The following is a 20,460-nucleotide window of genomic DNA, read 5'->3' as shown; positions in this document are numbered from 1 at the left end:
CCAACATCATCACATACAAAAGATATGCTGTCCGATTGTTTTCACTTGTGGGCGGGTCCAGATCCATTTGGATGTTGCTGTCTTCGGGTTAAAATAATAGAGACATCCACCGGACGGATCCCATCCATTCAGGGCCTGCTCAACTGCCTTTTTGGCTTGTGCGTTTGGTTCCAGATAGATCTGTCCGTCCGCTACAGCCGTAAATGCACCTGGCTGAAAAATTACACCAGAAGGTGTACTTGGAAAACTTGGTGAATTTACGCGATTCAAAATTACTGCTGCTACTGCGACTTGACCTTCAAACGGTTCACCCCGGGCTTCACCATATACAGCGTTAGCCATAATCTTGAGTTCATTCTCTGAGAGACCAAGGGCATTGGCAGATCCCATATTGTCTTGCTCTTTATCTGCCGTATTGTTGCTGCCTCCACCCCCACCTGAGGATTCCTTGTGTAGCGGCGGCTCTGTTGGCGACCATTTGGTTGACGCATTGTACAGCTTGAGCTTGGTCTCAGCTCCAACCACACCATCTGCCTTCATGCCAAACTCGGATTGAAACCATTTAACGGATTTCAGTGTGCTGCTGCCAAAATTACTGTCGATTTTACCATTGTAAAATCCCAGGTACTTCAGACGCCCCTGAAGCTCATATACATCCTGACCGTAACTTCCATATTTCACTGTATTGCTGCTAAACGTAGGCAAGGCCTTTTCTTCTACCTGCGGTGTACGCTCGGCTGAACTTTCAGTTGCTGCATTCCCAGGAAGCAAATAACGAATTCCCAATGCGGATATCAGCAAAATAGCAGTGAAAAGCCATAGGTTCATTTTTCGCATCGACTGTGCTCTACCTTTCTCTTGTGGGATTAACAGAATCGCTAAGGTTATTATGACAAGCCTGCTTGTTTCCTATGCACCAAATCATCCGATCTTTGGAGTAGATGGCAAAACTTCAGTCTGCTGAGCAAGCAAAAAGCCCTCAACCAATACGGTTGAGGGCTTAAACGATTCGTTGTAACCATGTTACATGTTACACTACGAGCTTATTTTATTCTGCTGATACTGTTCAAGCGAAACCAGTACTTCCCTTGGTTTGCTGCCCTCGTAAGGACCGATTACACCCCGGGCTTCCATGGAGTCAATTAAACGTGCTGCACGTGTGTAACCAACCCGCATACGACGTTGCAACAGGGAGACTGAAGCTTGTTTTGCCTCCAAAATAATCTGTACAGCTTGCTCATATAACTCATCCTGTACTTCATCTGCTGCCTGAATGGAATCATCCACTTCAGGTACAATGGATTCATCATACTGCGCTTCACCTTGACCACGTACATAGTTTACAATATTCTCGACTTCTTCATCGCTCATAAATGCACCTTGTACACGAACCGGTTTTGATGCGCCCATTGGCATGAACAGCATGTCTCCACGGCCCAACAGTTTCTCAGCACCACCCATATCCAGAATCGTTCGGGAATCGACTTGGGAGGATACGCCGAAGGCAATCCGCGATGGAATGTTAGCCTTGATTACCCCGGTAATAACGTCAACAGAAGGACGTTGTGTGGCAATAATCAGATGGATTCCGGCTGCACGAGCCATCTGAGCGAGTCGTGCAATGGCATCCTCTACATCTCCGGCTGCAACCATCATCAGATCTGCAAGCTCATCCACAATGACAACGATATAAGGCAGAACAGCTGCAGGATTATCTTTCATCAGGTTATTGTAACCCTCGACGTTACGCGTGCCTGATTTGGAGAACAGTTCATATCGTTTCTCCATCTCAACCACAATCTTTTTGAGAGCAAGAGACGCTCGTTTAGGATCAGTTACTACTGGGGCCATCAGATGTGGAATTCCGTTATATACGTTCAACTCAACCATCTTGGGATCGACCATCAGGAACTTCACTTCATCCGGCTTGGCTTTGTACAATATGCTGGTAATAATTCCGTTAATACACACCGACTTACCGGAACCTGTAGCACCCGCGACCAGCAAATGGGGCATACGAGCCAAGTTACCAATAATCGTCTGTCCCGAGATATCTCGGCCAAATGCAATGGTCACTTTGGATTCTGCATCCTGGAACGTTGCTGTCTCCATTACTTCACGCATCGTTACAACCGATACCTCGCCATTAGGTACTTCGATACCAATAGCAGACTTTCCGGGAATCGGTGCTTCCATCCGAATATCTTTTGCCGCCAAAGCCAACGCGATATCATCAGTTAGGCTGACAATCCTGCTGACCTTAACACCAATATCAGGCTGAATTTCATACCTTGTAACGGCAGGGCCCCGGACCACTTCAAGCACCTTGGCGCGAACACCGAAACTCTCCAGTGTAGCTTCCAGCTTTCGTGCTGTCTGCATATAATCCTTCTGGTCACCCGCCTTGCCCCCATTGTTTGGCTTGGCAAGGAGACGGAATGATGGCAGCTTGTACGGCTTAGGAGGTGGCGATGGTGGTTTCACAGGTTGTGTGTCCTGCCCTTCAGGAGTTGGAGTATCTGTTCCCTGCATTGCATCATTAGGTACTTCTTCTCCACTCTGAATCTCATCCACAGCATTCATCCCGTTTGTACCCGCATCGGATGCAGACCACTCTGTCTCTACCAGTTCATCCGTTATTTTAATGGCATGCTCACCCTGTTGTACTACGTTTGGATCGGCCAGATTATCCGGGAAAGGATAAGCATCGTCCAGATCATCTTCAATGCTTGCCTCTTCTGTTCTGACGTGCTCGAAAAAGTCTCGAATGATGGGCGCTGAATTAGGTTTAGCCTGAACAGGAACACGTGATGAAGCTGATTTGTTCGCTACGTCTTCGGTTGCATCCTGCCACGCCTCTGGATTGCGATCTTGTTCGGCGCGGTATAAAATTTGTTCTGTTTCTTCCGAATCGACCTCATCCATTTCACGTCCTGATGTCGCCTGTTCTCGTTTAGCTCCCCATTTTCCGAAAAGTTGGAAGAATATGGGCGCTTTTCGTTTTGGCAGATGCTGTTCCTCTAATTCATCCTCATACTCGTCTTCGTCATCTTCAACAGGAACAGGCACCACTTTACGAGCGTTACCTTTCTTCCTTCCATCAGATGCTGAAGCAGAACGTGCAGACGGTCTCGACTCCAGCTTCTTGTACATCGAACTCCCGGCATCCCAAATCTTTGTACGGAATATTCGAATTAAATCCACATAAGATAGACTCGTAATCAGCATAAAACTGATGATAAACATGACAATCATGATGAGTCTCGCCCCCAGGCTGCCGAACAGCCAAAGGAAAAGAGCAAATTGCCCAGCTCCGAGATAACCACCGCTGATGTCCTTGTTAAGCATGGAGTCCCTCTCACCTGGCGCAGCAGGGGTTAGCAACTCGGTTTGCATATCATTATGTACCTGCGTAATCACAGCACCAGGCTCAAGCGCACCAACCGGAATGAGCTTCTGGTGCATTGCAGAGACAGTACTCATCAAGGTTAAGGCAAAGACCAGCAATACCAGTCCTGTCTTGCGTGTGGTCCAGCCACTCGGCCATTTCCGATGAATCATCACCATGAGACCGTAATAAATACCAACAAGTGGAATCGCAAAATAAAACTTACCAAGCATCAGTCCGAACATCTTGGAAAGCGAACGTCCAACGGTGGCTTCACCCGATAATGCTATGACAGCAAGAGTAATAAGCACAATCCCGTAAATTTCATATTTTAAAACGCCACTAAAACCAGCGCCCTTTTTTTTCCTCTTTTTTCTTCTGGCCAAAATCAGGTCACCCCCAGAAGAATATTATACCATACAAATATAATCCGTACATATGTTCTTTTTCTGCTCAATTTGTCTGAATTCGTCGCGTTATGCTGATCCCAAGTTACCTGAAAGCGGAATGGTCGAACCGGGCATATTAGCAGGATTGAGATAGGCTTCAAGTGGACAATCCAGCAAACGTACAATAACGGCTTCATTGTCATTAACAGGTCTCACCTGCATTAACAAACCATTCATTTTGATCTCCCTCGTATCTTCGCCCTCTTTCCACATTCCCGACCAGAGTTGTTCAGGAGGCATCACGGTATATAGTGTCATTGGGTATAACCTCCCGCCTGCAGAGTCTGTCTCTTGTCTCCTATGAGCTGATTTAACTGAGCAATAGCCTGTCCAATCCCGCCCACTGCATCCATTAATCCATGTTTCACTGCATCTGCGCTTCCTACAGCTGTACCAATGTCCCGATTCAACTCACCTGTCTTAAACATCAGTTCTTTGAACATCTCTTCAGAGATATTCGAATGCGAAGTCACAAATCGAACAACCCTCTCCTGCATTTTCTCCATATACTCAAACGTTTGAGGTACACCAATGACAAGGCCGTTCATCCGAATCGGATGGATCGTCATCGTTGCACTTCCCGCAATCAGGGAATATGTTGAAGCTACAGCAATCGGTACTCCAATGCTATGCCCGCCTCCAATGACCACAGTCACCGTAGGTTTGCTTAGAGAAGCAATCATCTCTGCAATGGCCAGACCCGCCTCTACATCTCCACCTACCGTGTTCAAAATGATCAGAATACCTTCAATACGCTGATTTTGTTCTGCGGCCACCAGCTGTGGAATGATATGCTCATACTTTGTTGTTTTATTTTGTGGCGGCAAAATCAAATGCCCTTCGACCTGTCCAATAATGGTCATACAGAAAATATTCGACTCACCTGCAGGAGACTGTGTCTGCCCAAATTGCTGAATAGTCTCTGTCACGGGAGAGATGGCCTTTTCCTCCTGAATCGGAATTTCCGGCGCTTCAACTTCCGGTTGATTGGATCTTGACGCCTGCTTGCCATTCATACGTTCATTCATTTCAATAATCCCCTTCTCCATAAACATTTAATGTATTTCCTTAGTATGGGGATTTTTCCAACCGCCTTATACCCGCTACATCAAATTGCTTCACATATTGACGCTATTGCAGTTCTTCCTGAAAACGCAAAAAAAGCCCCTTCTCTACGAGGAACCGTCCAATATTACTCGTAGAGAAGGGGCGACTGTGTGCCTGAATATATGTTTTTGTTTAGCTTATTTTAAACTTCCATAATGATTGGCAAAATCATCGGTCTACGACGAGTTTGCTCATACAGGAAGCGTCCCAGTGCATCTTTAACATTTGTTTTGAGTGAAGCCCACTCGTTAACGTTCTCACTCATCAACTTCTGCAATGTGCTGCTAACGATCCGGTTGGCCTCATCCAGTAGTCCTTCCGATTCACGTACATACACAAATCCGCGAGAGATGATGTCAGGACCGGAAACAATTTTTCCATCCTGTTTGCTCAGTGTTACCACAACAACAAGGATACCATCTTGTGACAACAATTTGCGGTCACGAAGTACAATGTTACCCACATCGCCTACACCCAAGCCATCGATCAACACATTACCTGCAGTAACTTTACCTGCTCTACGTGCTGCTCCACCTTGAATTTCAATCACTTCACCGATATCCGTGATGAAAATGTTCTCAGGTTCTACCCCTACAGATTCAGCAAGAACCGCGTGGCGACGCTGCATACGGAATTCACCGTGAATTGGCAAGAAGAATTTCGGTTTCATCAGGTTGAGCATCAGTTTCAGCTCTTCCTGGCTACCGTGACCAGATACGTGGACGCCACTGTTAGCACCGCTGTAATGCACGTTAGCACCCAGACGGAACAGTTCATCAATCGTACGGCCTACATATTTTTCATTACCTGGAACCGGTGTTGCTGCGATAATGACGGTGTCACCTGGCAGGATGTCCACTTTACGGTGTGTGGAACGAGCCATACGTGTCAGTGCTGACATCGGCTCTCCTTGACTTCCTGTGCAGAGAATCACGACACGATCAGCTGCCATCTTGCCTACTTCTTCAGGTTCAATGATCATGCCATCCGGAATCTCAAGATAACCCAGTTCTGAAGCAATACCAACCACGTTCACCATGCTGCGTCCGATAACTGCAACTTTACGTCCAGTCACTTCTGCTGCATTGATCACCTGTTGGATACGGTGTACGTTAGAAGCAAATGTCGCTACAACAACACGTTGACTAGCTTTACGGAAGATATCTTCCAGAACGATACCCACATTTTTCTCCGATGGTGTGAATCCAGGTTTCTCAGCGTTTGTACTATCGGACAAAAGCGCTAACACGCCATTTGTTCCGATCTGTGCCATACGCTGAAGATCTGCATATTGACCATTGACTGGAGTATGATCGAATTTGAAGTCACCTGTGTGAACAACTGCACCTTCCGGTGTTTCGACACATACACCAACAGAATCCGGAATACTATGGTTAGTAGCGAAGAACGATGCTTTCAGAACAGATCCAAGTTGGATCTCAGAATCAGCATCAATCAGAATACGTTTTGTTTCACCCAGCAAATTCGCTTCTTTCAACTTGTTTTCTACAAGTCCAAGCGTAAGTCTTGTTCCGTATACAGGAACATTCAGATGTTTGAGAACATATGGCAGACCACCAATGTGATCCTCATGTCCGTGAGTAAGAATGATTCCTCTTACTTTGTCACGGTTCTCAGTCAGGTAAGAAATGTCAGGGATGACAATATCAATACCAAGCATATCTTCTTCCGGGAATTTAAGACCAGCATCTACGACTACAATGTCGTTGGCGTATTGGATGACGTACATATTTTTACCAATCTCGCCTACGCCGCCCAAAGCAAAAATCATCAGTTTATCGTTATTATTTTTCTTAGACAAATGAATCTAAACCTCCTATGGTAGTTGGACGTCGTACCTTATTATTTATTGTAAGTTAAGAAAAGTAGTCCATACATCACATACCCACCTATCGGGATGAATGCAAAAGAACACCTTTATTCACGATATTTGGAAGAAGTTCTTCGAAGTTATTCCCTTTGACCAACAAGTTGGATTTGAAATTCCCTCTTAGCCGTTCCTTCCTTTTTCACCGCAAAGCTACACCACAAAACGATGTCGCTTTCAATTTCAAAAAAATACCGCACCCAGTCACTTGACATCATTATACATGATTAAAAACAAAAAAAACAAGTCACTCTCTCGTTAACCTGTAGGTTTCCCCTTAGCAATGGAAAAGAAACCTCACATTACTCGTAAAAAAAAGAACCGCAGCCTCTACGAAGAGGAGCGGTTCTTTTGCTGATCTGAAGGATATTCCCATGATTAATAAAATAGTGCCATATACAACCAAAATGATTACAAATTAAGTAAACCTTTGATATAAACTTGCTCCTCTTCCGTTGGCGGAATAAGGGGCAACCGTACGGAACCAACGTCTAGACCACGCAATGTCAGCGCATATTTCACCGCTACGGGGTTTGGTAGAGGCTGTGGACACTCAAACAGGCCTTTGAACACTGGGAACAACTGCTGATGAATCTGAGCAGCCTGAAGAGGTGCTCCGCCATAGAAGGCGTCAATCATTTTCTTCATTTCTGCCCCTACGACATGACTGGCCACGCTGACAATTCCATGTGCTCCAACCGCAATCGCTGGTAAGCCTGAAGCATCATCACCGGAATAAACTCTGAAATTTTCTGGAGCACTTGCTGCAATCAGCGTAACCTGCTCCATAGACGCACATTCCTTCGTAGCGACGATGTTAGGAATCTGTGCAAGACGAAGCGTTGTCTCTGCTGACAGGCTGGTTACTGTACGCCCAGGCACGTTGTAGAGCATAATTGGCAGCTCGGTGGAGCCTGCAATCGCTTCAAAATGTTTGAACAAACCTTCTTGGCTAGGTTTGTTGTAATACGGAACAACCAACAAAATGCCATCCACTCCGGCACGTTCAGCTTCCTGTGTCAAATGGATGGAATGTGCCGTGTTATTGCTTCCCGTTCCGGCTATAATTTTGCACCGACCGGCCGCATGTTTCACTGCAAATTCGAATAATTGAACTTTCTCAGTATCACTAAGTGTTGGAGACTCCCCTGTTGTTCCAGAAACCACAAGCGTCTCCGACTTTTGATCTACAATCAGATAGTCGATTAGACGTGCCGTTTCCTCCCAATGAATCTCTCCTTGTTCATTGAACGGAGTGACCATTGCTGTAATCAATCTTCCAAAGTCCAATTCGATTCCTCCTTCAAAACAGGTTTGGCTCCTCTAACTTCAGTTATTTACAAATGAAGTTCGAATGAGGCGTGAAGTGCCCTCAGGGCCTGAACCATATCTTCTTTTTTTACGAGTACCCAGATCGTTGTATTCGAATCTGCCGATTGCAGGATCTGAATGTCTGCCAGTGTCAAGGACTCCACGATTCGAGCCATGATTCCAGGTACACCATTAATGCCTCCGCCAATGACGGACACTTTGGCACAACCGGACAGACTTTGTGGCTTGAGACCTATCTCCTGCAATACCTGTATGGCTTTCTCGGATTCACTGTCAAAAACCGTATAGACAACTCCCGAGGGGGTAACATTAATAAAATCAACGCTGATTGAATTCTCAGCCATGGTTTTGAACACTTTTAGTTGCAATCGATCTGCACCACCACCAGGCACATCCACCGTAATTTGCGTTACATTGCTCACGTAGGCGATGCCTGTTACATAACGGTCAACAATGCCTGTCTGCACATCCTGGAATCCTTCCGGATGCGTAACCAGCGTTCCTTCCGTGTCTGCAAAAGTAGATCTTACCCGCACTGGAATCTGGGATTGCATCGCAATCTCAACCGCACGTGGATGGATTACCTTGGCCCCGTGGTGGGCCATGTTACAGATCTCTGCATAACTCACAACAGTCAGTGGACGTGCATCCTCAACAATTCGCGGATCAGCGGTGAGTATCCCGTTCACATCTGTGTAGATATCCACCATTTCAGCACGTAATGCTGCACCGAGAGCTGTAGCAGACGTATCGCTTCCCCCACGACCCAATGTCGTGAAGTCTCCGTTCTCTGTCTGCCCCTGGAATCCGGTTACAACAACGACACGGCCAAGCTGAAGCTGCTCCAACACACGAACAGGACGGACATCCAATATCCGGGCATTCCCGAAATTGTCGTCCGTCACAAAACCTGCTTGTGCACCGGTCAGCACTGTAGTTGGAATGCCTTCATGTTCGAGTAAACTGCTCAACGTTGTCGCCGATATGATTTCACCACAGCACAGCAGTAAATCCTTTTCGCGTGCGGATAGTGCGTTTCCGTTCTGTGCAGCCCAGTCCAGCAACGTATCGGTCGCATATGGCTCGCCGCGGCGCCCCATCGCAGACACAACGATGACCAGACTCAATCCTGCTTCAAGTTCACGTTTAACATGACGGAGCACATGCTCTCTCGCCTGAACAGTGGAGAGAGACGTGCCTCCGAATTTCTGTACCATGATACGCATCTTTATTCCTCCATTTGTGTACGCAAGAAGACTGGACACGGGTCAAATCAACAAATGGATCACTCTAGGGAGCGTTCTGATGCGATAATTTCAGCATTTTATACGGCATTCCATGCCGCTCCTTATTTTTTTGTAATTGTCTGGGACAATCGCAAATCAAAGGTCGCGGTTGTTATCGAGGTCATGATGCATACATTCACAATAGACCTCTCCCGCTTGCTTAACCTGTACTGCCCGCAAGCAGGAATGCCTTATAGACAGGAACGTGGACATAGTAGCTGTTCAATCCAGCATATTGTCCCCCATGATTTTCTTTGTCTCTCGAACCCTTCTTCATTTCTCCAAGCGCATAAACGTTGTCACCAAATCATTGTTCCATCAAGCCTGTGAAGAACGCTCCACAATCATCGGCTGCAACTGTTTGCCCTCAAGAGCACTCCAGCAAGCCTCTGGAATCAATTCCATTTTGGCGACTAACGAGTTTGGTTTTTTCACTGGATCGTCTTGCCCAAATGGCACAAAATACAAGTATTTAGCCACAAGCAATTTGGCGATATTCGCAGCATTCAAGCCCAGACCGTCATTCGTGGAAATCGCGAGCACAAGCGGACGCTGATTGCGCATCTGCGCTTTGGCTGCCATTAGCACTGGACTGTCGGTCATCGCATTAGCCAGCTTGCTTGTTGTATTCCCTGTGCATGGAGCAATAACCAGCACATCAAGCAGCTTGGAAGGCCCTAATGGCTCCGCTTCAACAATTGTAGAAATGATATCATTACCTGTTATATCTTTCAACTGTTTTTGCCAATTTTGCGCCGTACCAAAGCGTGTATCCGTCGTCAGAACCGAATTCGAAATAATCGGAATGACGTTGGCACCTTCAGTTACGAAGCGGCTAATTACCGGCATAACCTCTTCAAACGTACAATGAGAACCCGTAATTGCATAACCTACCGTTTTTCCCTGCCAGTTCATGATTTAACCTCCCGTGCGTTCTGTTCTTCCAAAAGCAAACGGATCAACGCGTCGGCAATAATGCCGCCAGCCGTTTTGGGAGCAACAATGCCGGGGAGGCCAGGCGCAAGTAGCGCTTTGATACCGCGTTTGTCGGCATACCTGAAATCACAGCCGCCAGGAGCGGATGCGAGGTCGATAATGACAGCCTTTTGCGGCATTCTGGACAGGATTTGTGCTGTGATTATCATAGTCGGTATCGTATTAAAAAGCAAGTCAACTTCCCCGGTCTGAGCGGCCAAATCCGTTGTCATGAAAGGCTTCCAGCCCATTATTGTAGCGCGGGCAGCATCCTCTTCCCGCCTGATTCCCACCCGTACATTTGCTCCAAGTCCCTGCAATGTTTTGGCCATTGTGAATCCTGTTCGACCAATGCCAAGCACAATGCATTCCGAACCATGGATTGTGAAGTCCGTCTCCCGAATAGCTATGGCGATGGCGCCCTCAGCTGTTGGAATAGAGTTATAAAGTGCAATATCATCACGATCAAGTACTTCAACAAGTCGCAGCCCATTTTCAAGACAAAGTTCGCGCAAGAACGGCTTTGCCATACCTGTGAACACAATACAATGCTCTGGTAATGCTGCAATATGCTCCTTTTTCAAATAGATCGGTGTGTCACTGAATGAAGTACTTACTTTTCCCTGGTCATCGCAACCGACAACAGGCAGTACCAGTACATCTGCGGAAGCAAACACTTCATCCTCCAGTTCCTGGTGCTCGATCCCTGGAATGGAACGCTCTATTTTATCGAAACCCACCACACTTACCGTTGCATCCAGCTCAGCGCACTTTTGAATGACTTCAAGCTGCCGCGCATCTCCGCCCAGGACTACAATCCGGACTCCGGTCAGCATCGGGACGTCACTCCTTTCACCACATGTATGCCTTATCGTATGCAGGGGCCCACAGGGGGGTGAAAACAATAATTGCATTCCACCATCCGTTTCTCAAATGTAAAAAAGAGCCGCCCCTGTCAGGGACGACTCTAAAGAATAGGTATATTTACGCTGCTTATTTCCCGGTATGACCGAATCCACCTTCGCCACGTACCGTTTCCGAAAGTTCATTCACTTCAGTCAATTCAACCGCAGGCACGGTCTGGAAGACGATCTGTGCGATGCGCTCTCCCCGTACAATCGTGAACGGTTCCTGACCCAGATTAATCAACAGCACTTTAACTTCTCCGCGATAATCCGCATCAATGGTCCCCGGTGTGTTGAGGCAAGTAATACCATGTTTGAAAGCCAGTCCGCTCCGAGGACGGATCTGTGCTTCCAATCCAGCTGGCATTGCCATCGCAAGTCCGGTAGGAATCAGCGTACGCTGACCCGGCTGCAGTACAACATCTTCCTGAAGTGCAGCTACTACATCAAAGCCGGATGCCAGCTCCGACATTTTTTGAGGCAGTTTAATATCTTCATTGCCCGGCAGTTTCTGTATTTGAACGTAATGCAACAAAATCATCCCTTCTCAATCCAGCGATCGTCTTATCTGAAGCGCCAACCATAGCAAGTGCAAAAGGTTCAGCAAACATCAGATCAAGTACCGCGTTAATATCGTCCATGGTAACTTGCTCAATTTTGGTGATCATCTCATCCAGCGTATGGTGTCTGCCCAGCATAAGTTCGTTTTTACCCAGACGATTCATGCGACTGCCTGTGCTTTCCAAGCTTAGAATCAAGCTGCCCTTCAGCTGTTCTTTTCCTTTACGAAGTTCATCTTCGGACAAGCCGTTAACAGCCAAGTCTCTTAGAACCTCTTTGGTCAGATCGAGCACTTCTTTGGTCTGTTTCGGTGCTGTACCTGCGTATATCGTGAAAAGTCCGCTGTCCGCATGAGAGCTATGATAGGAATACACGGAGTACGCAAGACCCCGTTTCTCACGAATTTCCTGGAACAGCCTGGAGCTCATGCCTCCACCTATGGCGTTATTCAGAACAACCATAGCAAATTGCAGCGGATCTCCGATTTTACAGCCCGGGAACGAGATACAGATATGATTCTGTTCCGTTTTCTTTTTGTGAAAGAGCTGTCCGCTTTGGAAGGCTGGCATCGTGACTGCTTCCGATACTCCATTTACATCAAAAGCACCAAAATGCTTCTCCATCAGATCGATTACACTGTCATCAATATTACCCGCGATACTAATGACCGTGTTCTCAATCGTGTAGTGCTCCTTCATATATGCACGCAGATGGCTGGAATCCATCGCTTTGAGACGTTCTTCCGTACCCAGGATTGGGTATGCGAGTGGATGCTCACCATAGGCGGCCAAGGCCATCAGATCATGTACCATATCATCAGGCGTATCTTCATACATCGAGATTTCTTCCAGAATGACGTTTTTCTCCTTGATCAATTCACCATCATCCATTTTGGAGCGGAAAAACATATCAGACAATACATCAACCGCAATCGGCAAATGTTCATCCAATACTTTAGCATAATAACACGTGTATTCTTTGGAAGTGAACGCGTTCACGTTACCACCAATCGCATCGAACTGCTCCGCAATCGCCTTGGCATCATAACGATCTGTTCCCTTGAATAACATGTGTTCAATAAAATGTGATACTCCGTTACTTGCAGGTTGCTCATTGCGCGAACCTGTCTTGACCCATATTCCGAAAGACACAGAACGGCAGGTCGGTATCTGTTCCATGACAACTCTGAGGCCATTGCCCAGCTGAATTTTTTTCATGGTTGGCCCTCCTACATCTCTATAATTGCCTTGATCTCAACCTTGAAATTGAAATCGACATTTGGTTCCAACTGTTTGATATTAACAAAAAAACAACGTTCACTCAACCGCAGAGGTGTTTACACGTTCCGAAGACAGCGTCTCACTTACTGTTCCGAGCACCAGACCTTTGGCCCGTATGGATTGAATCATGCCCTTTAAAGCTCCCGAAGAAGCAGCTGTAGGGTGCATTAGAATTAACGTTCCAGCCTCGGTATTTTTAGCAATTTTGGCAACAACGGCATCCGGGCTTGGCTTACGCCAATCCACAGTATCTACTGTCCATAACACGGTTTGCAGTCCCATGGATGAAGCAATGTCAACGGTCTTCTGATTAAAGTCACCGGATGGCGGAGCAAACCAACGATTCTCTACGCCCAGTGTTTTATGGAGCAGATCCTGGGTTTTGCTAATTTCCAGCTTGGCCCGTTCTGCGCTCAATCGACTCATGTTAGGGTGAGAATATGCATGGTTGGACATCTCATGCCCACGCTTCTGTATTTCTTTGGCCAGTTCAACGTTTTTGCTTAACCAACTTCCATCCAGAAAAAAAGTAGCCTTCACTTTCTCGGCATCGAGCGTATCCAGCATCGGTTTGATGTATTCGTTCCCCCAGGCCACATTAATCATAAAAGAAACCATCGGTTTGTTTGCATTCCCCCGATAGATCGGATGTGCACCCAAATCCTTAAGCTGAATCTCCGGCTCAATCTGACGGTAGACATACGCTATTTTGGTATTCAATGTTCCACTCAGCGCCTTACGGTATGTCGCTTCCACATCAATCTCCATGCCATTATAACCAGGAATCGCTTTCCATACCCGATCCACTCTGGCATTTACCGGAGCAATTTTCGTTTCAGCCGCTTTATCCCGAATCGCAGACAACAGCGCATCTTCTCCAGTTGCCTCCTTAAACATGTCAAAAGCATTTTGCGTACCTGGCCCATCACGGATCTCCGTAATGTATGTACGTACACTGCCAACTTGTCCGATCAATATGACCGCAGTCACACCCGCCAGAACAGCCGCCAGCTTTTTGGATTGGTTTCCCACAGCTCCATCCTCCCGCCGTCTTTGTCCCCATCATATGAGGACAAGGGCAAAAATATGAATGCTGAGCCATGGTTTCATCCTTGCTTTACGTATTTAAACGTTAAAAAAAGAGCCAGAAATTCACATTCTGTCTCTTCATTCAATCTATCCATTTATAACCTGTCGCTTCGGTATCCTAGGATTGAGCCGGAGCTTCAGCAGTCAAAACTGCTTTACGGGACAAGTTGATTCGACCTTGTGGGTCAATTTCTGTTACTTTTACCGTAATGGAATCACCGATAGCTACAACATCTTCCACTTTGGCAACACGTTCAGTTGACAGTTGCGAGATGTGTACCAGACCTTCTTTGTTCGGAAGTACTTCAACAAATGCACCGAATTTCTCTACGCGTTTTACTTTGCCGACATAAATCTCGCCGACCAATACTTCGCGCACAATACCTTCGATGATCGCTTTGGCTTTATCATTCATCTCTTGGTTAGAAGAAGCGATAAAGACACGTCCATCCTGTTCAATATCAATTTTAACACCGGTTTCTTCGATGATTTTATTGATAATTTTACCACCTGCACCGATAACATCACGGATTTTGTCCGGATTGATATGCATCGTTGTAATTTTAGGTGCATATTGTGATAACTGCTCACGTGGAGTTTTCAAAATTTCGTTCATTTTGCCCAAAATGTGCATACGGCCTTCTTTGGCTTGCGCCAATGCATCAGACAAAATTTGACGATTAATACCAGCAATTTTGATGTCCATTTGGATTGCAGTTACACCTTCAGGTGTTCCAGCTACTTTAAAGTCCATGTCACCGAGGTGATCTTCCATACCTTGAATATCACTCAGAATGGATACATGATCTCCATCTTTGATCAGACCCATAGCTACACCCGCAACTGGAGCTTTGATTGGTACACCTGCATCCATCATAGCTAAAGTGCTGGCACAGATACTTGCCTGAGATGATGAGCCGTTGGATTCCAGAACTTCAGATACCAAACGAATCGTGTATGGGAAATCCGTTTCGGAAGGAATCACTTTGGAAAGCGCGCGCTCACCCAGAGCACCATGTCCGATTTCGCGACGGCCTGGAGCACGCAATGGACGCGCTTCGCCTACGCTGAATGGTGGGAAATTATAGTGATGCATGAATCGTTTCGTTTCTTCAAGACTGATTCCGTCCAAAATCTGAACATCACCCAGTGCACCAAGTGTACAAACGCTAAGTGCTTGCGTTTGACCACGCGTAAACAGTCCTGTACCATGTGCACGTGGCAGCAGAGATGTATCACATTCGATTGGGCGAATTTCAGCAAGTCCACGTCCATCCGGACGAACTTTATCATGCGTGATCAGACGACGCACTTCTTCTTTGACGATATCGTGCAGAACTTCCTTCACGTCTTTGAACAATTCCGGACTTTCAATATATTTCTCTTCAAAGTGAGCAACGGTTTCGTCATTCACTACATCGATTGCATCTTGACGAGCATGCTTCTCGGCGATTTTAACCGCTTCGACCAGACGAGCGCTGGCGAATTCACGCACACTGCTGTTAACTTCAGCATTAACGGTACGCAACTTAACAGCCATTTTTTCTTTTCCAGCAACTTGCACAAGTTGTTCGATTACAGCAATAATATTTTGGATCTCATCATGTCCAAACATGATTGCTTCGAGCATCACTTCTTCCGGCACTTCGTTTGCTTCGGCCTCAACCATCATGATGGCATCTTTGGTTCCTGCAACGACCAGTTCAATATCACTGACTTCAAGCTGTGCAATCGTTGGGTTAATGATGAACTCGCCATCAATACGTCCAACTTTCACGCCACCAATCGGTCCGCTGAATGGAACATCCGAAATGCTCAATGCTGCCGATGTACCAATCATTGCAGCGATTTGCGGTTCGCAATCCTGATCCACACTCATAACGATATTCAGAACTTGTACATCATTCCGGAAGCCTTCCGGGAACAAAGGACGAATTGGACGGTCTGTCAGACGGCTTGAAAGAATGGCTTTCTCACTCGGTCTGCCTTCACGTTTAATAAATCCTCCCGGGATTTTACCTACGGCGTACAATCTTTCTTCATAGTTCACCGTTAATGGGAAAAAGTCCAGATCTTTCGGCTCACTTGATGCTGTCACGGTACACAATACCACGGTATCCCCGTATGTTACCTTAACGGCAGCATTAGCCTGCTTGGCCAAACGCCCGGTCTCAAGCGTAAGCTTTCTTCCACCAAGCTGCATTTCAACACGCTGTTCCATGAAACCCCTCCTTTTATTCGTTCCTAATTCAATGGATTCTGCATATTTACAGTATTTCCTGCTTGTCCTGCATTCATTAGCTATGTATGGATCTTTCAACATGCTAACCTGCACAACAAAAGCTCCTCACGGAGCCCCATCTACAAATATATGGCAACATGTTCATCTACAAAACAACCCGGCTGTAGGTTCCGCTTGTCCTTTTAGACAAAAGAATGACGGATAACAGCCAGGTTGATTTTGAAAACATGTACGATAATTAACGACGCAATCCGAGTTTTTCGATCAGTGCGCTGTAACGTTTAACATCTTTGTTTTTCACATAAGCCAAAAGCTTACGACGTTGACCTACCATTTTCAAAAGTCCACGACGTGAGTGGTGGTCTTTCTTGTGCGTACGCAAGTGGTTTGTCAAACTTGTGATGTTTTCCGTAAGGATAGCAACTTGCACCTCTGGAGATCCTGTATCGGACTCGTGAGTTTTGTGCTCGTCGATCAGTTGTTGTTTACGTTCTTGAGTCAATGCCATCCTGTTCACCTCCTTCAATATAATCGCCATTAGCCTCGTCACCGCCGGTGAGAGCAAGCAACCAAGCCAAGGTTAATGTTGCCTCAATCGACAACGTAGTACAGTATATCATAATTGCCTAGTTAAAGTAAATGTAAACATGCATTTAATCCTGAACCTTTAAGATAACAGGCGGCCGGCAGTTAATGCATCTTCACGAATCTGGCTAATCAATGCCTCAATGGAGTCAAACTTTCGTTCTGCACGAATATAGTGAACGAGCTCAACCTTTAGTTCCTGGTCATACAAGTGTCCATCAAAATCAAGCAGGTGCACTTCAAACGTAGGTTTCATCCCACTTTCGTGAAACGTAGGTTTCACACCGAGATTCATTACGCCATGCAGTTCCTGTTCGCCATACTGCACACGAACAGCGTAAACACCCTTCGACGGGGTAACGTAATGATCCGTGAGTTCAAGGTTGGCTGTAGGAAATCCAATCGTTCGTCCACGCTTCTCCCCGTGAATGACGGTTCCTCTGATGCTGTAAGGTCGGCCAAGCCACTGACTGGCCTCATCCATCTCCCCACGCTTCAACAGGCCACGAATGAGAGAACTGCTCACTTTTTCACCATTTAACAAGAAAGGAGGAACGGTTTCCACCGTCATCTCTCCTTCTCCCAAAGTACGAAGAAGTTGTTCATCCCCTGCACCCTTGTGACCAAAACGGAAGTCAAAACCAACCACCGCTGTTCGTGTCTGAAGAGGAATCAACAAGTCGTGTACGAATTGTTGCGGCGTCAACCGTGAGAAATCTTCATTGAACTCCACCACATAGAGTACATCAACGCCCATTCCTGCCAAGATGTCTTCTTTATCTCTCAAGGGAGTTAAATAACCCTCGTAATCCCCTTTGCGCATAACTTCCTTCGGATGTGGATGAAAGGTCATGACCGCTGCCTGCATGCCCGTTTCCCGCGCAATGCGGACAGCTGATAAAATGACACTTGCATGTCCGAGATGCAGTCCGTCGAATTGACCAATCGCAAGCACTTGGGGCAGTGTGCTCAGCTCAGTCGAATGTAACGTCTGCGGATAGGTTAGCATTACGGTTTTCACAATCATTCACCTGCATTTCACTAGATAGGCCAAGCTTGAGCATCACCACAACTTCAAGCCCGAAACCTCTTTATTCCGGCAAAAAGACTTTAACTGCCCTCACCGTTGGTTTTAGTTCATCCCGTTCAAATATCCCCAGAAACGTACCATCCTGAGCATACAACCGCAATAGACCAGGTTGCTCTACAGGCGGTTCCAGAAGACGCGCAGACAGTTTCTGACCTTGAAGTGCTCCTTTGGTCTGTTCTTCTCCAACCTTATGGGCCGGAATTGAAGCAATAGCCTCGTCAACAGGAATCAGCGCCTCCGCCAAAGTCCCGTCAGCCATAAGTTGTTCCACTTCTTCAATACGCAGACAACGATCTGCAGAGATACCTGCCGATATCGTACGCTCCAGTTGAACCATGGTGGATGGATATCCGAGTTGCCGACCAATGTCTACACACAATGTCCGAATATAAGTTCCTTTTGAACATAAGGCCCGGAAGGATATATCGGTGGTCTCACCCTGAGTCTCAATCCCAGTAAGTTCGAGCTCATAGATTGTGACCTCACGGCTCTTACGCTCTACCGTCTTACCTTCACGAGCAAGCTCATAAAGACGTTTGCCGTCTACCTTTACCGCAGAATACATGGGTGGTACCTGTGAGATCGTGCCCAGAAACTGCTCAAGCACCTGTTGAACCTGTTCCTGTGTTACTTCCACAGTTGTCTCAGCCCGCTCAATGACTTCCCCTGTCATATCCTCTGTGTCAGTAGACAGTCCCAATCTCAGCGTAGCCAGATATTCCTTCGGAAGCTCCTGCATGTACTCCACCACACGTGTCGCCCGTCCAAGACAGAGCGGCAGAACCCCTGTAACTTGTGGGTCAAGTGTGCCCGTATGCCCAATGCGTTTCATTTTGAGAATGCGACGCATTTTGGCTACAACATCATGAGAAGTAAATCCCGCCGGTTTATATACCGGAAGTACACCTTCAAATGGCTTTACCATTGTGAATTCACCTGCTTCAGTACTTTTGCGACAATATCATCAAGTCTGCCTTCCAGACGACATCCGGCTGCGAGCACATGCCCGCCTCCGCCAAAGGTCTGTGCTAGTGCAGCAACATCAATCTTACCAGCTGAACGCAAAGAAACCTTGACTGCATTCTCGTTGATGACTTTGAAAAAGATACCAACTTCCACGCCCTGAATGTTGCGCGGATAGTTCACTACCCCTTCAAGATCTTCATTAGCTGCTCCACAAGCCACCATATCATCTGGTGTGATAACAACCCAGGCTATCTTACCATCATCTGTCATCTGCAGGCTTGATAGTGCCTGATTCAAAATCCGAACTTGCGGAAGGGTCACCTGCTCCAACAAGGTCTGGGCGAGATAGGGTCCATCCACGCCATGTTCAAGCAGTCTGGAGGCCGTTGTCATTACATTTGGGCTGGTGTTCGCATAGCGGAATCCACCTGTATCGGTAAGCAATCCTGTATAAACTGCCGTCGCAACATCTTTATCCCATGTTACTTGGAACAGGTTAAGAAAATCGAACAAGATTTCAGCCGTTGCAGCAGCATCAGACTTAATGATGTTGACTGTACCATAACCGTCATTTGTAGGGTGATGATCAATATTCAAGATAACAGCATCATCTTCAAAATAATGACGTGTCAAACCTACTCTGGCAAAGTCTGCACAATCCACACAGATAACAGCTTTATATTTTCGCTGCGGTGGTTGTTCGGTCATGTTCACAATGTTGCCTGCTTCCCACAAAAATTGCATGCGCCCGGGGATTTCACCTTCATTAATCATCGTGAATGTCTTACCCAGACATGACAGCAGCCAGCCCACCGTTACCGTCGAGCTGACTGCGTCACCGTCCGGCTGTACATGCGACACGACCAGGTAATCATCATGCTCCAGCAGAAATTGCTTTCCGGCCTGGAGCGCCTGTTCATAAGTGTGCATTGCCGTCTCCTCTATTCTGTTACTGGGATTCGTTCTTGTCGGAACCAATATCGCCAAGCAGCTTCTCAATTCGACTGCCATAAGCGATGGATTCGTCAATCTTAAATATCAACTCGGGAACATGCCGGAACCGGATACGTTTGCCCAGCTCGGAACGCAAAAATCCATTTGCTTTTGCCAGAGCTTTCAGCGTGTTATCTTTTTGTTCCTGTTCACCGAAGACACTCAGATAAACTTTGGCTTGCGACAAGTCTCCTGTCACTTCGACTCCCGTTACCGTAATAAAGCCGATACGTGGATCTTTCAGTTCAGACTGGATGAGCAGACTTATTTCTTTCTTAATCTGCTCGCCCACTCTACCTGTACGAATCTTAGCCATTGTTGTTC

Annotated in this window: 18 protein-coding genes; all 18 read right to left on the bottom strand. The window is 46.6% G+C overall.

Annotated features, from left to right (window positions below; all coding sequences use genetic code 11):
- Positions 1-9: 9 nt before the first annotated feature.
- The 18 genes from sleB to rbfA all read right to left on the bottom strand — a co-directional run bounded on the left by sleB (position 10) and on the right by rbfA (position 20,452).
- On the bottom strand, positions 10-837 hold the full coding sequence (sleB, locus tag MKY44_RS10015) for a spore cortex-lytic enzyme (protein WP_341006927.1): 828 nt from the start codon (positions 835-837) through the stop codon (positions 10-12).
- Positions 838-1,035: 198 nt separating this feature from the next.
- Positions 1,036-3,774, bottom strand: a complete 2,739-nt coding sequence (locus tag MKY44_RS10010) for an FtsK/SpoIIIE family DNA translocase (protein ID WP_341006926.1) — start codon at positions 3,772-3,774, stop codon at positions 1,036-1,038.
- A 90-nt stretch (positions 3,775-3,864) separates the two neighbouring features.
- A complete protein-coding gene (locus MKY44_RS10005; protein WP_036609282.1) occupies positions 3,865-4,095 on the bottom strand; it encodes a YlzJ-like family protein in 231 nt (76 codons plus the stop codon).
- Positions 4,092-4,865 carry a ClpP family protease gene (locus MKY44_RS10000; protein WP_282321899.1) on the bottom strand — a complete coding sequence of 258 codons (774 nt, stop codon included), beginning with the start codon at positions 4,863-4,865 and terminating at the stop codon, positions 4,092-4,094. Before MKY44_RS10000 ends, MKY44_RS10005 begins: the two co-directional genes overlap by 4 nt.
- 221 nt (positions 4,866-5,086) lie before the next feature.
- Positions 5,087-6,766 carry a ribonuclease J gene (locus tag MKY44_RS09995; protein WP_076208870.1) on the bottom strand — a complete coding sequence of 560 codons (1,680 nt, stop codon included), beginning with the start codon at positions 6,764-6,766 and terminating at the stop codon, positions 5,087-5,089.
- Positions 6,767-7,243: 477 nt separating this feature from the next.
- Positions 7,244-8,122, bottom strand: coding sequence for a 4-hydroxy-tetrahydrodipicolinate synthase (gene dapA / locus MKY44_RS09990; RefSeq protein WP_341006925.1), 879 nt, complete (start codon positions 8,120-8,122; stop codon positions 7,244-7,246).
- A gap of 47 nt (positions 8,123-8,169) precedes the next feature.
- Entirely contained in the window at positions 8,170-9,390 is a 1,221-nt protein-coding gene (gene dapG, locus MKY44_RS09985; RefSeq protein WP_341006924.1) for an aspartate kinase, read from the bottom strand.
- Positions 9,391-9,768: 378 nt separating this feature from the next.
- Entirely contained in the window at positions 9,769-10,365 is a 597-nt protein-coding gene (locus MKY44_RS09980) for a dipicolinate synthase subunit B (protein WP_341006923.1), read from the bottom strand.
- Positions 10,362-11,261, bottom strand: coding sequence for a dipicolinate synthase subunit DpsA (gene dpsA, locus MKY44_RS09975; protein WP_076208873.1), 900 nt, complete (start codon positions 11,259-11,261; stop codon positions 10,362-10,364). The genes MKY44_RS09980 and dpsA overlap by 4 nt, the downstream gene beginning before the upstream one ends.
- A gap of 157 nt (positions 11,262-11,418) precedes the next feature.
- Positions 11,419-11,865, bottom strand: coding sequence for a dUTP diphosphatase (gene dut / locus MKY44_RS09970; RefSeq protein WP_017689132.1), 447 nt, complete (start codon positions 11,863-11,865; stop codon positions 11,419-11,421).
- Positions 11,825-13,108 carry a M16 family metallopeptidase gene (locus tag MKY44_RS09965; RefSeq protein ID WP_076318531.1) on the bottom strand — a complete coding sequence of 428 codons (1,284 nt, stop codon included), beginning with the start codon at positions 13,106-13,108 and terminating at the stop codon, positions 11,825-11,827. The genes dut and MKY44_RS09965 overlap by 41 nt, the downstream gene beginning before the upstream one ends.
- A gap of 99 nt (positions 13,109-13,207) precedes the next feature.
- Positions 13,208-14,203 carry a polysaccharide deacetylase family protein gene (locus MKY44_RS09960; protein ID WP_047842504.1) on the bottom strand — a complete coding sequence of 332 codons (996 nt, stop codon included), beginning with the start codon at positions 14,201-14,203 and terminating at the stop codon, positions 13,208-13,210.
- Positions 14,204-14,378: 175 nt separating this feature from the next.
- Entirely contained in the window at positions 14,379-16,481 is a 2,103-nt protein-coding gene (pnp, locus tag MKY44_RS09955) for a polyribonucleotide nucleotidyltransferase (RefSeq protein ID WP_036670397.1), read from the bottom strand.
- A gap of 259 nt (positions 16,482-16,740) precedes the next feature.
- Complete coding sequence (gene rpsO / locus MKY44_RS09950; RefSeq protein ID WP_036609297.1) at positions 16,741-17,010, bottom strand: 30S ribosomal protein S15; 270 nt, start codon at positions 17,008-17,010, stop codon at positions 16,741-16,743.
- A 159-nt stretch (positions 17,011-17,169) separates the two neighbouring features.
- A complete protein-coding gene (locus MKY44_RS09945; protein WP_036671020.1) occupies positions 17,170-18,108 on the bottom strand; it encodes a bifunctional riboflavin kinase/FAD synthetase in 939 nt (312 codons plus the stop codon).
- 70 nt (positions 18,109-18,178) lie between these two features.
- Positions 18,179-19,102 carry a tRNA pseudouridine(55) synthase TruB gene (truB, locus tag MKY44_RS09940; RefSeq protein ID WP_036670396.1) on the bottom strand — a complete coding sequence of 308 codons (924 nt, stop codon included), beginning with the start codon at positions 19,100-19,102 and terminating at the stop codon, positions 18,179-18,181.
- Entirely contained in the window at positions 19,096-20,073 is a 978-nt protein-coding gene (locus MKY44_RS09935; protein WP_074094582.1) for a DHH family phosphoesterase, read from the bottom strand. The genes truB and MKY44_RS09935 overlap by 7 nt, the downstream gene beginning before the upstream one ends.
- 19 nt (positions 20,074-20,092) lie before the next feature.
- Positions 20,093-20,452 carry a 30S ribosome-binding factor RbfA gene (rbfA, locus tag MKY44_RS09930; protein ID WP_017689140.1) on the bottom strand — a complete coding sequence of 120 codons (360 nt, stop codon included), beginning with the start codon at positions 20,450-20,452 and terminating at the stop codon, positions 20,093-20,095.
- Between the last annotated feature and the right edge of the window lie 8 nt (positions 20,453-20,460).

It is taken from the genome of Paenibacillus sp. FSL R7-0026, from assembly GCF_038004485.1.
Lineage (GTDB): Bacteria > Bacillota > Bacilli > Paenibacillales > Paenibacillaceae > Paenibacillus > Paenibacillus xylanexedens_A.
The sequence above is the reverse complement of the archived record's forward strand: the minus strand, read 5'-3'. Positions and strand labels throughout refer to the sequence as shown.